9 protein-coding genes are annotated in these 19590 nt (G+C 45.1%); all 9 read right to left on the bottom strand.

Translation table 11 applies throughout. From position 1 onward, the window contains the following. Nucleotides 1-45 precede the first annotated feature (45 nt). Complete coding sequence (locus AC0YOD_RS27025) at nt 46-8679, bottom strand: cadherin-like beta sandwich domain-containing protein (RefSeq protein ID WP_475802449.1); 8634 nt, start codon at nt 8677-8679, stop codon at nt 46-48. A 160-nt stretch (nt 8680-8839) separates the two neighbouring features. Next, nucleotides 8840-9469, bottom strand: a complete 630-nt coding sequence (locus AC0YOD_RS27020; RefSeq protein WP_475802448.1) for a hypothetical protein — start codon at nt 9467-9469, stop codon at nt 8840-8842. 170 nt (nt 9470-9639) lie between these two features. Beyond that, nucleotides 9640-10170 (bottom strand): type 1 glutamine amidotransferase domain-containing protein, encoded by a 531-nt coding sequence (locus AC0YOD_RS27015; protein WP_475802447.1) that lies wholly within the window; start codon nt 10168-10170, stop codon nt 9640-9642. Between the two features lie 80 nt (nt 10171-10250). Continuing rightward, a complete protein-coding gene (locus tag AC0YOD_RS27010) occupies nt 10251-11252 on the bottom strand; it encodes a DUF4179 domain-containing protein (RefSeq protein WP_475802446.1) in 1002 nt (333 codons plus the stop codon). 11 nt (nt 11253-11263) lie between these two features. Then, nucleotides 11264-11803 carry a sigma-70 family RNA polymerase sigma factor gene (locus tag AC0YOD_RS27005; protein ID WP_475802445.1) on the bottom strand — a complete coding sequence of 180 codons (540 nt, stop codon included), beginning with the start codon at nt 11801-11803 and terminating at the stop codon, nt 11264-11266. Nucleotides 11804-11939: 136 nt separating this feature from the next. Continuing rightward, nucleotides 11940-16889, bottom strand: coding sequence for a DUF5724 domain-containing protein (locus AC0YOD_RS27000; protein WP_475802444.1), 4950 nt, complete (start codon nt 16887-16889; stop codon nt 11940-11942). 23 nt (nt 16890-16912) lie between these two features. Continuing rightward, nucleotides 16913-17335 (bottom strand): hypothetical protein, encoded by a 423-nt coding sequence (locus AC0YOD_RS26995; protein ID WP_475802443.1) that lies wholly within the window; start codon nt 17333-17335, stop codon nt 16913-16915. Between the two features lie 35 nt (nt 17336-17370). Beyond that, nucleotides 17371-18234 (bottom strand): STM4011 family radical SAM protein, encoded by an 864-nt coding sequence (locus tag AC0YOD_RS26990; protein WP_475802442.1) that lies wholly within the window; start codon nt 18232-18234, stop codon nt 17371-17373. Further along, nucleotides 18231-19589 carry an STM4012 family radical SAM protein gene (locus tag AC0YOD_RS26985; RefSeq protein ID WP_475802441.1) on the bottom strand — a complete coding sequence of 453 codons (1359 nt, stop codon included), beginning with the start codon at nt 19587-19589 and terminating at the stop codon, nt 18231-18233. The genes AC0YOD_RS26990 and AC0YOD_RS26985 overlap by 4 nt, the downstream gene beginning before the upstream one ends. Nucleotide 19590 lies beyond the last annotated feature (1 nt).

Below are 19590 nucleotides of genomic sequence, written 5' to 3'. Positions count from 1 at the left end.
TCCCCTCTCCCGACCCATTATTCGTTAGAGAGCTTCTTGCTCATTCTAATCATTCGTTACAAAATGTGCCTCTCCGTTAGGCAACAGCTGCACATAGCTAGAAGCAGATTCTATATCATAAACCGCCCAGTGGCTAGCCGTAACATCCGGCCATAAGGATCTTATCATGCCTTGTGGAACCGGGCGCTTGAAGATCACGTTAAGCACTCGAACAGCTTCTCCTCGAAGAAGCGGAGCATTTGGACGGAAAGTACCATCCGGATATCCCTTCATCATGCCTCCCGCTTCCGCAGCATGGATATACGAAGCCGCCCAATGCTGAGCCGTATCGCTAAATGATCCTGCCGCGCTTACATCTTGCGTTAATTCATTCCATCTGGCTGCAATCACTGCCATCTCGGCTCTTGTTACACTGCTGTTTGGTCTGAAATTACCAAGATTATCTCCTTTCATAATACCATGTTTTTGAAGCAGATGAATGGCTTCTGCAGCCCAATGTGCCTCAGAAACGTCCTTGAACGGAGCCAGTCTCAATTCTTTCACTAGCCCTTGTGAATGACCAGATGAGTCAGCTTCCTTCAGACTATCCTGATTCAGTTCCTTAGCCAGTACAGATGCAAGCTCGGCGCGTGTAATGTTGCGATTAGCTCGGAAGGTACCATCCGGATATCCGCTTATATACGGCTCAAAAATATCGTCATCCATCAATTTAATGATTGTAAAGGTACTGAATTTATTGACTTCGAATTCGATACCGCTAACATATCCCGATAGATCATAGAGCATCGTACCTTTAAGGAGAACTCTTTCTCCGTCACTATGCTCAATATAAATCATTAATCGCGTGGACAGCAGCTTAGCATCCAGGCTTCCGCGAGAAACTTTAAGTTCTGATAGCGGCAATACAAGGCGTGTATTGCTGTCCTTGTAGTTCGTTTCGATCCTGGTCGGCAAACCCAGCACCTCCACCGTTCTTCCGCCGACTAATGTCTTCAGCTCATTCGTATTAAGTAATCTACTTTTAATTTCCTTCTGTTCTTGAAGCTCACGAATCGGACTGATATTGAAGTATAGATCATTGCCTGATTGCTTAATATGGCTCAGTGTTTCAGGAGAGAGCGTAACCTGTGCGCTAGGTGTATGAAGAACCAAAGAAATTCCACTAGCTTCCAGTGCTGCAACTGCAGCAGCAGGTATATTCACTCTAAACTGATTGGCAGGATCATTTGGTAAATCCGTAATAATGATACTTGCAGACGTTTGTTTCTTTGCTTTCACTTGCTCAATAATCTCTTTTGCTTGATCAAGAGAAATATTGACCGAATCAACTTGTATGCCATCAAGACTCACATTTCTTGCAATCAGTACATTCACAATCGTTGAGGACGAATTGCCGCCAATATCTACAGATGCTTTTCGAGTTTTATCAGAAGCTGTGCTCGCTCTTCTAACCGCTTCAATGGAATACTGCTTAGAACTGCTGCCATCAGCTGATTCAACGCCGACTAGGATGAGATTGCTTCCAACTTGCAAACCGACATTCTCAATTCCTGCATTATTTATACGTTTTCCATTAATCGTAATATGAGCAGCAGCATCCTTTGTTTTTGCAAAAATGGTTACTTGATTATCTGCTGTTACATATTCCAGCTTATAGCTCATGCGATTAGCAGAAAATACTGGGAGCAGATTCAAGCCCTGCGCCTGAAGCTCACTGAGCTGCGGAGCCTCAGGGGCTGGAGCCGACTGCTTCATGACAGAAAGTGTATAGCAAATGATCGATCCATCCTCAGCTGTAACATTCAACTGAACATTTTGCATGCCTTCCACTAATGGTACGACATAGGCAGAGCCGGCATTCAGCACAGCTCCACTGTCTGCCATGCTCATAACTGAAGTTGCGCTTGCAGGCTCAGCGATGAGGCTAAATGAAGCTGATCCTGCCGGTACAATGACTCCATAGCTGGTTTCATCGCTGCTAAAGGTCTTTGTCAGCTTCCCTCCGCTAATCGACAGCTGCTCAAGCAGCGCATTGCTGTCTGCTTCGCGTATGACGGTTAAATGATAGAGCTCTTTTGCCAGACCATCCGGTGCTGTTACTTCGATTTCAAGCTTCGTTTCACGGGCAGCTAATGATACGCTCATTGAGCTGGATTCACCCACTATTTGTCCATTTACCTTTATGACAGAACCTGACTTAAACGCGGCTGCAGATAACATCAGCTGATTCGTCTTGTTTGCTGCATAAACCGTGTAATTCGTTTCGAGAGCGTTGAATGCAGGCTCAGTGAGCAGTTCCTGCTCTCCATCTAGCAGCTTCAGACTGCTCAGCGCAGCTATATCCGATAATACACCGCGAACATGGATCAGATAGGTTTTCGAGCTTGCATCAGCTGCCGTTACTTTGATCTCCAACGTACTGCTTTCGCTGCCAATTGGAGCATCAAGCTCAACATAGCCGCTCGCGTTCAAAGGTCTATTATTAACGGTAACGCTCGAGCCCCGAACCGCTGGCATAGCATAGACTCGAACCTTGCCTTCCTCTAGTACGGCTTCATATTGGTCCGTTACACCCGGATTAAACGGCTGTGACAAAATTCCTTGATCCAGCTCAAGCGCTGCAAGGTCAACTGGATTTACAGCTGCCTCAGCTTCTGTCTCGGTTCCTTTAATCACTTCAAAGCGATATGTGGACGTATTTCCAACTGCATCCTCTGCAATAATATCAATGGTATGAGTACCTGCGGCATTCCATGTAATGGGTACAAAATATTGGAATTTTCCGTCCCCATTCACTGGAATGGAGCGTCCGTCAATCGTCAATGCAGCGCCTATTTCTGTTTGACCAATAATAGGCAATCGGCTGCCGTAAACGACTTGTCCATTCAGAGCTTCACGATTCAATCCCGTCTCATCCAGCTCCCCAGCCGCATAAAGAAACGGTTCAATACGATCGACAAACAATCTGCGATATTGATAGCTATAATCACCATTGTCATTAATCGTTTCCACTTCGATCGCATAATCTCTTTGCTCAAGCTCCGCTTCGCCAAGCAAGTCGTTCAGGCTAAAGGATACTGTTGCTCCAGCCGCTGCTTGCTTACTTCCTAATAAGCTGCCATTGATCGAGAGATTTACATTTGCCGCTTGATCGCTATGAACTTCAATGCTGATTTGACTGGCTGATGTTTGAACAATTTGTTCCTCTTGCCCGTCATAGCCTTGAACATTGCTTTCCTTCTGCTTCGCAGCAGCATCAGTTTTAAATGTCAGCCCCACATTCGCTGGCTTAGGAACCGGCAAGAATGCCTTCACGCTAGCCGATACAGGACTAACGATTGTCTCTCCATCTTTTTCTCCGATCGCCATTACATCAATCTCATAGGAAAGACCAGGCTCATAACCAGATATAATAACTTCCTGCGATAGACCTTCCTTCGGATCTACACCAAAGCGCTCTGACTGCTGTTCGCCATCCTTATTTTTATAACGAACTGAAAACTGATAATGATCGAGACCTTCCGCCACTACAGATTTGAATGACACGGAAAGCTCTTTATTTCCTGTTGAAGTGATCGCAAGTCCTGTTGGCTGCGGAAGCATCACTTTAGCAGTCAGTGCAACGGGCTCATCTGTCACTGCATATAGGGGAGCAATATCCTCTCCATCAGCCACTACGGATATCCAATACTGACCTGGCATAAATCCGTTTGGAATCGTAATGGTTTGAATACCAGAAGCAGGGAGACCCTCAGCAATGACAGGTCCGATCAGCTTGTCCTTTGAATCTGTCAGCATCAAGCTTACTTTAGTCCCTTGCGCAGCATTTTCTACATTCCACTTCACTTGGAAGCTGTTCGTGTCTGCATCCGTGCTTACAGCGCTAAATTCACTGATTTTTGCAACATGATCAAGCTTATACATCGTTGCCTCAATGGGACCAGAGGAACTGATTTTCCAATTTCCTGTCTTCTCCACATCCGCAGCTATATATAAAATATTCTTATCCGTAACAAGCGGCAAATTAGAAGTGATTTTAACATCTCCGTATAATTCTGCATCCTCTTCACTATCGACGGCTTCTTGTAATACCGCATTATAATCCTTATTATTTTCATTCTCGAAAATTGCTTTGATCGCTCTACCATCTGGTGCAAAGACTTTCGTGTCCATGTCTCCACCCGTAATCGCGAACATGTATCTGCCCGGTTCATCTATTTGCAAGCCAGTCGTATATTCTGCCGGACCTTCCGAGAAGAAAGGCTGCAAATTATCAAGATACTGCGAGGTATGAAAAGCTCTGATATCGACAAACCGACTGCTTTGCACAACCCATTGTCCTGCATTCTTCCAATCCACCTCTGCAAGAATCGTCCATTGCTGTTTATCCGCATCATATTGTGCATTCCAGCCTCGTTCACTGCGATCAAGCTGCAATGGATATACCGTGCCATCTGGTTGGTACAAAACGATATCTTCAGCAGTCCCTTTGATTTCCAGAAGCTTCTGTCCGCTTGTCAGAGCAATTTCCGTCTGTACCTCACCCTTAGCTAGCCAACTCTTCACTGCTTGAGCAGATGCTTGTTCGCCAAGCGTAAACACATTTATTTCCGAATGTCCGCCGTCATCAATCAACCACTCACCCGGCTGAGCTACATCAACCATGACGTAAAGATTGCCGCTGCTCCCATCTCTAAACGTGTTCCAGCCAGATTTACTCTCGTCAGCAATAACGTCATAAGCACGTCCGTCTGGTTTATAGATCGTAACATCACCTGCTGGATCTCCGATTTCAATGAGCTTTAATCCCGTTTGCTCCATATCTATGGCTGTCAGCTTCAGTTCCGTCGCTGTTGACCACTGAGCGGCAAGACTATTTAATTGAAGCCCTTCTTTTTTGAAGGTTAACTGATTTAGCTTAACATGAAGCGCTGTTGGAGAAATGAGCTTCCATCCTTCTCCTGCCTTCATATTGAGACTCATATAAGTCGTATCATCCTTACTCACGTACACGGCTTGCACCGCGCCCTGAGGCAATTTCGCCGCTTCACCATAATACAAGGAGGCAGATGTGCCATTTGGAAGTAAGATTGAAACCCCTTCCGGCTTTCCGTTAAGTGTAAGCAGCGCTTCATAGGAATGCTTTGCCTTCCACTCGTATTGAATTTCACTTTGTTTCGTAAAGCTAGCATTAGGCGCCGACTCCTGCAAGACACCGCTAAATTGTCCTAGAGAGAAGCGTCCAAGCTTATTGGAATCTACACCAATCGTACGCTGATGAAGGGTATCCTTGCTGAGTGTCAAGGAATATCCCCCGTCTCCGCCAAGCAGCGGATTCGTCAAGGCTGTATACATGGAAACTGGAAATGGATTCGAAAATAAGGATGTGTAGCCCAAGCTTTGTATAGAGCGTGAGCTGCTTTTACGGATCTGACTTTTCATTTTTTCAATTTCTCTCGTCATATCCTTACTGGCGCCTAGACTAAAATTAAAGCTATTGCTTGGGAAGATATATTTCGCTGAACCGCCGAACCAGCCTGAACCAACGGAAGCAAATATTTGACGGCTGTTCACGCCAACATCAATACCGCCAAACTTTTTACCTCCAATGACTGAAATCGATTTTGGTATTTGTACTCTTGCGCTTACGTAACCGGCAAATCCTGATTTGGAAAAATATTGGGCATAAAGCTGACCGACTACGATGTCAATCAAATTAAAGTTTGCATCTAGTCGGAAGCCCGGACTCGTGTATTCCTTAAAGCCCGCCGCATTCCATAGCAGCAGAAAATCCAGCTTTGCAACAGGCACCCAGTAAACGGCTAACTCGCCTGATGCATCAAAATGATATTTGGACAGAGCAACGCGCAGATCATTCCCGTTAACCATGTTATAGCCTTTAATTTCGGGAGCGATCACATCGGAAGCGCCGCCGAATGCCTTCACTGTAAAAGGCACCTCTTGCTGGCTCGCTAGATTTTCAAAGCCACCGCCTAAACGCGTTATTTGAGCACCTGTTGAGCCAAGCTTGATTTTGCGGTGTACCCCAAAGCTAAGCGCATCAAGCTTCCCATACTTGAAGGCAATATCGGCTTCAAAGCCTACGTTTTGCTTACGCAAATCAAATGAACCGCCCGCGCCGTACATCGGAATTCGTGTATCCAACCGGAAGCGCAGCTCCGCGCCTTCCAGCGGTCCTGCTTCAAATGCACCCTCTACCTTGAAGGCACCAGAAAAATCAAATCGGTCGCGTTTGAATTCAAGCGCTTCTATTTCCGACTCACCCTTAAACTTGCCTGAGCCCGCTTTGAAATCCACCTTAATTTCGCCGCCTAAGCGCACGCCTTTATTAATGAATGTAATGGTCTTCACTTCAACTGGCAGATTGAGACTTAAATAATCGTACTGCTTCATATTACCATTCAGCTCAATGACAAAATCCGCAGAATCAAATTGGAATTCACCTAGAAAAAGAGTATACATTAGCCCAGCTTTCTCAACATAAAGCCGCCCAATTCCTGAAACTAGCGTATCTTCGCCCCGCTGATCGACTACTAGGGAAGTGCCCTGAAATTTAATATAATCATTCAGAACTACGACTTGATTCATATTATTTAACCGATAGACACCAAGCTCCGAAGGTTTTTCTGTAAAAGGACCTCGCAGTGTCATTTGGTCGATATCCGCATTATCCGGATCTGTTCCTTTGATCACGATCTCATTATAATCACGCGGCTCATAAACACCTGTTGAAGTGATCATCAACGCATTTTCAATGAAAAAGTCATTATAAAAATCATGATTAAGATCCAAATTATAAGTACCTTCCGGCAAGTCAGCCGTCCATGTCAGCTCAAGCTCCCGATCATTACGAATAGTTGCCTTTAGCGGAAATTTCTCTCCCGTTTGACTGTTTAGCGTGTAATGAATGCCTTCGATCGGCTTACGCCATAAACCAGTGATCCCTTCACCAACCACAACCATCCGTTTCTTATCTTTAACATGAAGAACAGATGGTGAGGCGCGATCATAACGGACATCGGGTACAACCATCGCTGGATCCTCATAAAACTTAAACGCTGTGATTGCGCTGTAGCCTGTCCCGACTGTGTTCGTTGCATAAATCCGAGCCTCATAATCAACCTGCCATTTCAAACCGTTAAGATCGATAGTTGCTGCACCAGCAGCTGCAGTCGTCACCGGTTTCTTCATCCACTCGGTCTGTCCCGCTACACGATACTCGATGCCAACCTCTGTCAAAGCCTTGCCAACCACATCACTAGTAAACCTTACTAAATCATTTGCGGTATTCTCTTTATCCATGAGAAGTAAAGGCGTACTCGTTATACGTACAACCGGCAATTTAGGCAATGGATTTCCGAACGTGAAGGTTTCATTGGACAATCCTCCCCACTCATGTGAGCCTCCAAAGAGTACAAAATTATTCCCATCATAAGCCATGCTCATATAGCTGCCTGAACCAGGTCCGCCTACCATACCGCCGCCCGGTCCTTTACTCGCACCAATCAATACGGACCAAGCACTTCCATCCCAAGCAAAGGCGCCTTTTCTACCGTTATTATCTGCCGGATTAGCAATCGGACGTTTCTTGCTCGGTACAATAGAGCTATTCGAGGGATTCACCCAATCGAACTCTCCTCCATAGAACACAACACGGCGTCCATCGAATGCCATAGCCTGTCCCCAGCGTCCCCAATCCTGCGGCTCAACTGTCGGATTGTTGTCACTCCATGTTGAGCCATCCCACGACCATAGCTTGTTGGAGTTGATTTGATAAGGAGAGCCATTACGCTGCTCTTCCCCAATATTACCGCCGTAAAGCACCGCATGCGTGCCATCAAAACTCATCGCACCTGAATGCGTGGCTGGCGGACTATTTTCCGGCGCTTTCTCCGTCCACTCCGTGCCATTAAACGTCCATGTATCGGCTAGTCGTGTCTTCATGGAACCCGACAATGTGTAGCCGCCAAACAGCACTAAATTTTCACCATCAAATGCCATTTGAGCTCCAGCCCTTGCCGGAGGTGAAGTGATAGAAATTTTCTGCCACTGCTGTTCTTCCCCATGCCAAGCCCAGGTATCGTTCAGAACGCCAGACGCGTCTTCACCGCCAAACAAAATAACCCGATCTGTACCTGGATAATAGGCGATTGCCGCTCCTTTACGGCTTGTCAGCTGACTTGGAACACTTGAGTCCTGAAGCTTCTGCCACTGCTTGGCTTCTCCATCCCACAGCCAGTTGTCACGCAGCAAGCTAGAAGCTCCTTGACCGCCAAACATGATTATCTTGCCGTTTTTCTCATCGTACGCCATAGCTGCTCCGAGTCGAGCGGAAGGCGTAATGAGCGTTTCGACTTTACCCCACTCATAATCCTCAAGCTTATCTGTTGCCGTTCGGTTAGCAGCCGCTGCTTGTTCAACCGCGGTTTCCGATTCAACAATTGGAGCACTTACCGTACTATCTAATTCTTGCGATTCATTGTTATGGTTATTATTCGAGGAAACCGACTCATCGGATTGACCTGCAGAGTGATTATCGGAAATATCAATTTCCTCAGCAAACACCTTAAGTCTTCCTGACTCAATCGGATAGATCTGTACGAGCAGTGCAGCAGTAAGGATTAAGCTGATTACTCTAATGAAGCCTTTGTGTCTCATAAACTTCCCCCTGGATTCGTTGTTCTTTTCCATAATTACACTGTTCATTAGTATAATGGATGGCTCTGTACACGTTCTGTACAAAAAAAAGAACCCTTAGGAAAAGTTCCTAAGCGCTCATTGGAGAAATCATATAAGAGAATACATTTATTTTGTTCCTTTAGTCCTGCTTTCGCTCACGATATTCTTGTAAAGCGCTTTGAAAGCGATAGAGCGGGGTAGAAAGGACTTTAATTTTTCTTCGAATAATCGCCTTCTTCTTATTGTCATAATCAGCATTAATAAGCTGATCTATATTATTATCCAGCTTCTCACGCAGCATAAGAATAAAGCCTTTTGTCTGATGGGTATGAGCTAACTCCTGCAAATCATACGCCAGCTCTTCACCAAGATGCTCAATGCTCAGTGTATCCATCTCCAAAGGATGTTGAATTTCCATAGTCACAGGTGTAAAATCCTCGCGATATTCCTGTCCCGGAATCTGCTCCCAAAAATCATTCCACTGATTTAATTGACCGATCTCATATAGAAAATATTTTTGAAACCCGCATAGCCACGCTGTGCAGCCGGTGTTCCGTTTTTGACAACCCACTCCATCCTTTAAAAAAGAACAATCATGGCAGCATGAACCGCTGTTTGCAATACAAACCTTACAGATATGCATCATACCAAGCTCATTAAAGGCTTGAACGCCTTGCGCTATAACGGCTAGCCTGCTGATTGTGATTGGACTTTGTGCAGTAGAGTTCAAGTCTTTGGAGATATTTTCTTTATTTATAAATGGGGGCATCGCTATCCGCCCTCCTCTTTCATCCACAATTATTTAAAAGTTATTCGTACCAGTATAGCACAGAACAAAAGCAGTAACCTATGAAACCAAACAGGCGCAAAAAAGGAAGTCTCTATGGTCGATTAGAACCTAAGAGACTTCCTCTTCACTCTTCCTATAAGTGAAATACCCTACCAGGCATTTACGCCGAGCTTATCTATGGTTTCCCGAATAAAGGCTGGCTCGTCCTCAGGTGTTCGCGATGTCACCAAATTACGATCGACGACAACCTCTCTATCTACAAATTTCCCGCCTGCCGCTTCTATCTCCCCAGAGATTCCAGGATAAGACGTTAGCGTACGTCCTTTAAGCAATCCTGCAGCAGCTAATATTTGAGGACCATGGCAAATTGCAGCGATTGTTGTGCCAGCTCCATCAGCCTCTTGAACAAAACGCTGAACATCAGCATTATCCATAAGGTGAGACGGTGATTTGCCTCCGGGAATAATAATAGCGGCATAATCCTTCGCATTCGCTTCTTTAATGCCCAAATGAGATTTATATGTGATTGTACCTTGCTTACCCTTTAGTTCTTCATTGCTATTCAAACTAATAATAACGGCCTCATGTCCGTTTTTCACCATTTCATCGTAGGGATTTTTCATCTCTGAATCTTCAAAGTCGTTTGCCAGCAGAAAAGCTACCTTCTTTGCTTCTGTCATATCATCCACTCCCTTCGCATTTCAAGCCTATGCTATATTACCCTAATTTGCCGTTTTCAAACCAAAGCAAAACCGCTCTATCACTGAACTGGATTAATCAGAATGGATAGCTCAGGTACAGTTCCCGGATCAATGGCATGCGGGTTAGCTGATGTCTCAAATGGGACTAAGTAGTATTTTTCTAATTGTAAATCAAGGGGCGGATATCGGTTATAGGATTGTTCCGGATCTATCGTTGCAGAGCCTGGTAGGATTTCAACGCCGGATTCATTTACAATTTTAAAAGCAATATGGTTTGCTTGTTCGGGCCAGTCATAATATAGAATGGTTGAAAGTGGCGTCACAATCATTTTCTCTAAATGAATAGATTGTCCATTTCCAAGCTGTACCTCTTTATTGAAAGGGATCGTTTCACTTGTTGCCGCAAGTTGTTCCGTTGGTACCTTAATATCAAAAACCCAAGGATTATCCATCGGTATTTCGAAGTCTAAGTGATCATATGCAATGTGAAATGCAACGATTTCACCGTAAGGCAATTCTTTGATTTCAGAATCATTGTAGATCGTATACATCGAATCATTTATTTTAATCGATTGCCCGCCTGTACTTGAGATTATATGCTGACCATTCATCGATACTTTAGGTAACGGATGCATTTTATAATTAAAATCAATCCCCTTCGCCGGCTCAAAAGTGGAGCTGATCAGCAATCGACCGCCATCAATCATGACTTCATTCAACGTTAATTTACCGTACTCATTTTCAGCAGTAGCGCCAATTACCGTTTTATATGCTGCAAAATCCACTTGTTTATTATTTCCGATACCCATATAGTCTTCGACTAAGCTTCCAACAAAAGGAATATTCGCTAAAGATACTGCCCCCGAGCTAAATGAAATGCCTATTGCAAGAATAATGGCTGCCGCTAATCCTGCAATCTTCCTCTTATCCTTTTTCTTATTTCCCCCTAACTTCTTTAGCATGCGACTTTCCCATTTCTTTTTTTGCAAGCTTGTAAGCTGTTGATCTTCATACTGATTTAAATCAAGATTGATATCATTTAGTTCTTTATAAATCGTCATCTCTTCACTCCTTATCCTTCATTATTCTTTACTAAATAATTTCTTAGCTTCTTGCGGCCTCTGGAAAGCTTGTTATGTACCCAAGACTCTTTTGCATTAAACTTTTGTGCAATTTCACTTGAAGGCGTTCCCTCTAAGTAGTATTTTTCGAAAATTTCCCGTTCACTCGCTGATAGCTGCCCAAGCAGTTCATCCACATCGCTTGTTTCTGATGGCTGATAGGCCTTTAACGATAAATCATCGATTTCTGATACTGAAAATTGGTTATTTTGCATGAGAATTTGTCTTCTTTTATAATCAATCGCTTTATACTTGGCTATGGCTGCAAGCCATTGTTTAAATGAGTTTTTAACCGGATTGAAGGAATGAATATGATTCCATATCGATAACAGCACATCATCGAGGCATTCCTCATAATCCTGCTTTTGGTCATTTAAGTGACGTTTAATAATAGCCGTAAGCAAGCCCCCATACTGATTAATAATGAAAGAAATAGCTTTTTCGTTTCTGTTCTGTATGTGATGTACAACATTGTCCTCTGTTATTTTCAATTGCTCACCCTCCTTCCTTTGATTATGTGTACCTGCTATGTAATACGAAATGAATGCCGCATATCTATCACATTAGAAAAAAAAGAAGGAGCTCATCCGAGCCCCTTCTTGAAAAATGATCACGCTGCAAAGCGTATCAACCTCTCAGCTGCGCTAAAATTTGCGGATCTTTCAGCTTGGAATCCTGCGCCAGCATGATGATTTTGGATAAAATCTCCGCTGTTCTCGGATCCTCATCCATAAATGGAAGGAATAATCTGCCGCGATGCTGTGAATGAACAGCAATGATGGCAAGCGCACCCTGTGCTTGCTTATGCACGATGCCGCTTCCAAGGTGAACGCTGTACTCGCCAAGCTTGCCTGCGATCAGCGCATGCTTGCCTTCAAGGCGCACATTATCGATTTTCAACAAACGAAGTGATTCGCGTACGATAGCGGTTCGCGTATCAATTGTCGTCAAGCTTGCTTCTGGATCAACGCCTCCGACATGAGCGATGCTGACAACCAGATCGACATCCCGCATGACCTCGGAGAAAATGAGTCTTGGAACCTCCCCAATATCGAGTCCCTTATATGTTTTGCGATCATAGAATCGAACGGTTTCAAGCGTTGGGCTCTCTATCTCGGCTGGCGAGAACCAATCTGCAAGCGCATATATGCTCGCGATGATATTTTCCTTATAAAATACTTTCTGCAGCCCTTCTTCATAGCTAACTGTCCATTTACGTCCTTTGAGCAAGCTGACAGTTTTACGCGGCTGCACCTGATGACCCGCATAACGATGTGTGTATGTTCCATTAGCAAGCTCATCTGCATTCGGCAAATACAGCTCTCGGAATATTTGCTTGAACGGCTGTTTAATCCCTCTATCAAATAAATCCTTCTGAAAGCTGCTCCACTTTCCGCTCTCGTAGAGATGGAACGGATGCGCAATGAGAAGCATATCACTTTCTTTCACCTGATAACGCTCACCGTTCGCGTCTACGAGAAAACCATTTTCGAAATAACCGAACTCGTCATTTACCTTAAATACCAGCTTACCAGCTAACGGAGCGAGAACGGGACTGCTCATTAACTTGCTTACCTCATCAAGTGTGAAGCCGCTGCCTGCCTCCATGGAGCGTTCCAGCTCTGCCCGCGCTCTTCGATATTGATCCGTTAGCTGTGATTTCGTATTTTTCAGCATTGCCATATATTCATGCTTCTTAAAGGCAGCGGGGACGGACTTTAATTCCTTACCTTGCTTCTCCAGTCGAATATCCGTTTTCCCCTCGTCATCGATAACAAGCTGCGCTGTCAGCTTCCCATCCAGTTCAAAGGGCTCGAAGTAATGGAGAAGCTCGCTCAGCTTCTTCCCTTCCATATCCCACGTTAGCCGAATGACATCCGCATAACCTCCGTTGCGAGCCAAATTATCTAACGCGATCGCAGCTGCTGTCGCTTCGCTTGCCCGCCGCTGTGCGCCAAATGTCTTGCTCTCCTTCAGAAACTGCTGAATGAACGTGTAGCGCTCCAGCAGATCATGACTCTGTTCATCGCTGGTACGAAGAGGCAGTAGGCTATACGCCAGTAAATGGTCTTTATTTCTCTTTAATGCTGCGGAGGTTTGGAGCTCCTGAGCATCCAGCCGCCCTATAACCGCATCTGCAAATAATTGAGATCGTCTATGATTGGCACCCGCTGAAATATATTTTGCACACTGATAAAGCTTCTGAAATCTCTCTTCGCCAAGCTCAGCGTACGCTTGCCTAAACCACTCAATATCAAATGCACCGTCATTAAAGTCTTGTGGCGTAATCGGTGAGTAGTGGGCAACAATCGTCTCCTTCTCCGCTGAGAAAGATTCATTAATATGAGCGTGAAAATACCAAGCTGCGCTACGTAGTCCGCTCCAGCCCAAATACTGAGATACAAGGTCAACCCACTGCGGCGCATACATAGCAGCCTCCAGCAATCTTAGATCCGTTATTTCCCTTGCTTGCAGCGCTTCGCGAAGCTTAGCCTCATTCTCGTCTTTACCAGGATGACAGATCTTCAGCAGATGACTAAATGTCTCCTTCTTCGTAGAATCTCTGCCGTATCCATAAATATATCCTCTAACAAAAGATTCTTTATCCAGTCCAGCCAATATGGCAAGAAAATGGTCAATGCCCTCTATATGCTGGATGCTGGTCGCTAGACCTGTAACCTCCGTTGCCAATTCGCCGCGATTAAGCTCGATATCCAAAATACGCAGTACGACCTTCTCTCTCAGCGGGAGTAAAAACGGAAATTGCTCGATCAGCTTTTCTTGAGAATTTGTTAGGCTTCTTATATGAAAGTCGCTTCTCTGCCTGACAAAGAGCTCCTCAAGCAGTACATTATCGTCTATTATATTTAAACTGCGAGCCCTCGCAAATTCTGATAATGGGGGCATATGATTCTTGTACTTATGCATGTCATAAAGTTTATAACTGATTCGGAAATACGAACCAAAGGAAACGTCATCATAGACGTTGGATTCTAATTCATTTTGCCAATAGCCTGTAAACAAATCTAATAGCTTGCTCTCCTCTTGGACGCGATCTCCTGGAAAGCACTCTATCAGCAAGGCTAATATATGTTCTGCTATTTGGAATTTATCTTCTTTGGGGCATTGTTTCACAAATGCATGTACAAGCGTATTGATTTGCGAGCTGTAAGGAACATTCTCATCCTTTTCACAAACCTCCCGTAAGGTTTCCATCGGATATAGTTGATCCAGAAGCTCCTTTCGCCAGCCCTCTGCCGGCTCATAGGAAGAACTCTCCCAGCTTGAAAGCAAACCGTAATAATAGCGATAAATCCTATCGGCATTCATATAGAAGCTAAGCTGCACAAGCTCGGCCGACCCAAAACCGCTCTTCTCCAAATAGGCGGACCAAACTTCTGCGAGCGGATATCGCTCAATCGGAGATAGTCCATCCTCCTCATCATATTCCCATTTCAAATGGGAAAGTCTTGCTCCAATGAGCAGGGATTGCTTCGCACCTGAGTAATCCGTGATCTCATATTCATGCTCACGATGAAGATGAATGAAATCGGTCAGTCCATTAAGAAAAGCATGAATCTCATCGACGGTAAGTGAAAACCGGTTTCGAGCTCCTTGCAGCGCAAATAAGGGTAACTGCTCCCGCTCCGTCAGCTCTGAGCTGCGCAAAGCCGGATCAAATAATCCAAAACCGTTGGCTTTGCTATAAGAACTCTCTTGCCTAAGCTTAGCAATAAGCAATCTTTCTTTGTCGGTCGGCTCCGCAAGGGAATCTACCACGTCCATCATTGATTGAGACAGCTGAGCATGGGCGGACTCTTCCTTCATTTCCGTTAATAGCTCTAAAGCAGCGAGGCGCTGCAGTTCATTGCGGCTGCGCAGAAGCAGTCCAAGTACAGTCTCAAGCCCCATCGACGGCTGCTTAAGGAGCAGCCCAATTGCACCTTGCCGGAGTGACCCCGTTTTCAGTTTCAGCAAAGCGGCTACCGCTTCTATTTCACTTTTGTTCAGCTCTAAGCCCGCCGCTTTCTCTAAGGCCCGCTCCCGATTGCTCATGCTTTTATCCGATAAACCGGCAATTAGAAAAGCTCTCTGCTCCTTATTTGAGAGATCGTTTATGAAATAGTTCAGCAACTCTCCTCTAATATCCGGACTGAAAGACTCGCTGCTTACAATAAGCTCTGCAATCCAATCTTTATCCATATCGTAAGCAGTTAAATAGAGCAGCTTCCTGACGATCATCTCCGAGGAATAAACAACCGATATCCAGTCATATACACTGGATTTGATGGTTAGTTCCTTCTGCGGCATCGCATTGAGCATATGCTTGAATTGCTCAAAGTGCTGTCTTCTTATCTTTTTATCTTCAAGGAACGGACTTCGATCCAATTGAATGTGGTACTTATCATCCCCATGTATGCTTCGCCAAGTATGAGTGTAATGATACGTATAGTTCGTAATCAGCCAATACTGCAGCTCTTTATTTGGCTCATTGAGCCAGCCTTGAGCAATTTGGAAACGAATCTCATCATTTTGGCTTTGAGCCAGCATGAACTGTGCAACCAATTTGCGATAATCCACACCTGTACCCATTAGCTTGTTAATTTCGGTATAAAGCTGACCCTCTTCATGCACAGCGGTCGCCCATAAGCCTATATAAAGCTCATTCACATTCTCACTCTTTAGCGCTTGTAGACGATCATCCTCATTAGCGAGATAACGTTCAACTAATCGAATACATTGCTTGGCTACACGAGTATGAGCAGCTTCCAGACCCAAACCCGTCCATACATCAAGCGCTCTTACAACGGAGCTGTAGCGAATTAAATCATGCTCATTAATGACCCGCAGCATATATTGCATAGCACCAATCGTGCCCTCATCCATGGCCTCAACAATGCTCTGCCTTAACCCTTCTTGCAAGCGTGCAGCAACTAACAGCTCTCCCATCATCCGATAAGCCTCTTCACTATGACTCATGAAAATGCCTAAGATCATCTCGCGAGAAAGAAAGGCTGTATTGTTGTCGCCATAAATGATCTCTCTTAACGCATTCATGACTGCTTCATTGGAATCGTCAATGGCATACGCAATCAAAACAGGAATAGCTGGCGTTTGGTGATAGTACTCATACTGAGACAAGTAATTGGGATTGGTCAAATAAGCCAACAAGGAGAACCCATTAGCCTCCAAATGGAATAGGGAGATCATTTTTTTATATACTCGTTCCAAATGAAGATTTAGCTCCTTCGTTCGGAATGGACGCCGGACATAACCATAACTGTATGGATACTCCGTTTCATGCTGCGCAATATATTGAAACAAATGGGAATAGGAATCATCAAGGGCTTCAATAATGAATGCAAGAGGCTCCAAGAGTGATTGTTCTCTCTCCGATGCTTCTGATTGAAGCAGACTATTCATTTCCTCCGTATGCTCGCTGTCGTTGTAGCCCTTTTCCACCATTTCAACAAACAGAACAGCTAAGCGATGCTGCGGCTCATTAACCTTAAGCTTAAGCTCCTCCACGGTTTCCTTCATCTTCTGAAAATAAAGCTTTTGCTCTGCTTTATTCATCCTCATCGCCTCCTATGCCCTTTCTACCACAAACGCCCTGCCAGCAGCGTAAAACGAATGAAAGCAATGCCATCGCCTTCTTGAATGGAAAGCTTATCATCCAGCTTCTCTGCTTCTTGATCATTGATAAACACCTTATAAAGTCCGTCCTCGAATGCAAGCACAGCTGCATCAATCGCTTCCTCTACATTCGCCTTTTTCTCATTGTAGAGCGTGCCAAAGCTGACTTTCCCGTTCTCTCCTTGCTGCTCCAGCTCACTTTGTGTTAAGAACGGCACGAGAGGATAATCGGTCTGCCGATCATTAAATCTACGGACATTCTCATTAACCATATTTGCGATTAATGCTCTGAGCGTCGGCGGCGCTTCCGAAAACGTCCACTCCAATTTGTCTAAGTGGCTTTTCTTCTTCCCTATGCTTTTTACCGTTATGTACACTTTGATCACAGACGTGCCTCCCGCTTCCTGCTTATTAGAGAAGATTACGAGCGGTAGCCCGCAGGTACGCGCTCCAAAAGCCCATTCCCGTATATGTTATTCATCGACAGCTTTGGCATATGAATATAGCCAATATAACAGCCGCACTTCTTCATTTTGCATGGGCGTTCGGCTGATAGCCCCTCCAAGCCGTCTCGATAGAGATGACCGATGATTCTCCGATCGCTATAGCAGCGCTTGACGACTCCCGACCCTTGCACATAAAAGACATTTGAGCCTGCGTCGCAAGGCAATCCAAAGCTATCATAATCAGGGACATTGAGCTGAAAATAGGGATCAATCGCCGTTAAACGTTCAATTTCTTCAGAGGTATAATAATTTTTCTGATCCTTAAAAGCATTAATCCATACATAAACCTCATCCGGCAGCTTGCTCCGTATTTGCTCAATGGCAACAAACGCGCTTCTAATGCCCACTGTTCCTACACTAAATGGAATGCGCCGCTCATACAGCTTCATGCACTGGCTGACAAACTGCTCCTGAGTCGTTTGTCCAGGATGATAAGTAGCCCAGAAAGCCGCCTTATCACGGTTAAGCTCCTTCGTCCAATCCAGCTTAACCGATAAATTCGTTTGGACTGCTACCTTCTGGACATGAGGAAGCTGTGACAGCTCGATCATCGCATCCCGGTACCATCGATGTATAAGCGCTTCACCGTAGGGATTAAAAAAGATCGAAAGCTGATGCCCTGCCGCCTCCCCTTCTCGAACCCAATTCATGAACACGCCAAGCTGTTCCTTATCCCTTTCCAGCGTTTCTCGGCTATCCTTATTTTTGCTGAACGGACAATAAGGACAATCATAATTGCAGGAGGATAAAAGACCGCGATAATAGAGAACCGCCCTCATGTAAGCCTATAGCCTTCCATTAACGCCCTTACGTCGCCTGAGATAAACTCATCGCCTATCGCATCCGAATAAGCCATACCACGCACCGTTAGTCGAATTACACCAGCTTCAAGCTGGGCTAATTGGAGCTCAATAAGCTCCTTTAGTTCTGGATGCTCAGCCATTGCTTCCGTTCCAAAGCGCTCCATGTAGGCGGATAAGGCAAGCCCTTCACTGTGCAGAATAGCTTTCAATACAAATCTGCGCTTCTGCTCGAACGCATTCAATAGGAATCCATAATCCGCCTTATCATAGTGCGCAGCTGATACATAGTCCTCAATTATGCTTTTGGTGGCTGCAATGCTTACCCCATATCGCGAAGCATAGTGTGCATCACGCGTATAGGAGCGCGCGCCGCAGCCGAGACCCGCCATCCCTTCCTCTTGGCAGCTGAAGGGCAGCACACTTTTGTGGGAGAAGGAGACATCCTTCGCAAAACGTCTCATAGAGAACTGCTTATAGCCCGCCTCTGCTAAGCGCTGGCGTGCCATATGGTAAAGCTCAAGTCGGATATCCTCCCCAGCATTACGCATCTGCTCTGGCTTCAAAATCGTATTTTCCCTTGTATACAGCGGATAAATGAATATTTCACCGGTATTGTAGCTTATTGCCTTCTCAAGCGAATAGAGCCACGTTGCAGCCGTTTGACCCGGGAGCCCATATATTAAATCTATATTCACAAGCGGAAAGGAATAGCTCATGAGCTTATGTAGAGCGTCCTCTGCCATATGCGGTCTTTGAGGCCGATAAATGGCAGCCGCCTCGTCATCAATGAAGCTTTGAACGCCCATGCTCACACGGTCTACCAGTCGATCCTTAAGCACACGCATACGATCCTCGGTCACTGTTTCAGGAGAGGTTTCAACCGAAATGGAGGCTTGCAGCGGATCTAACCCCATAATCTCTTCAGCAATATGGAATAGACGATTCAGTTGATCGCTTTGGAGAAGCGTTGGCGTTCCCCCGCCAATTGCAAACCTTGAAAAGGTTCGGCCTTCAAACCATGGAGCCCATTGCTCCGCTTGACGCTGAAGCGCATCGACATACTGCTCATGAACGTCCACCCGCCGATCAGGCAGCGTAAATAAATTGCAGAAGCCGCAGCGCGCTCCGCAAAAAGGGATATGCATATAGAGAAAATGATAGTCCGTTTTATCTCGTTCCCAAAGCTCCTTCAGCGAAAGAGGCGGATGAAGCTCACGGTAAGCGGTCTTATGCGGATAGGAATATAGATAGGAACGGTATGGTGCCCCAGTCCAGCGTATTTCCTGTTCCCGCAGCTCGGGCTGCGATTGAAATGATGATGTATTAAACATG

The organism is Paenibacillus sp. J31P13, from assembly GCF_056269295.1.
This window is presented reverse-complemented; position numbering and strand designations above follow the sequence as displayed.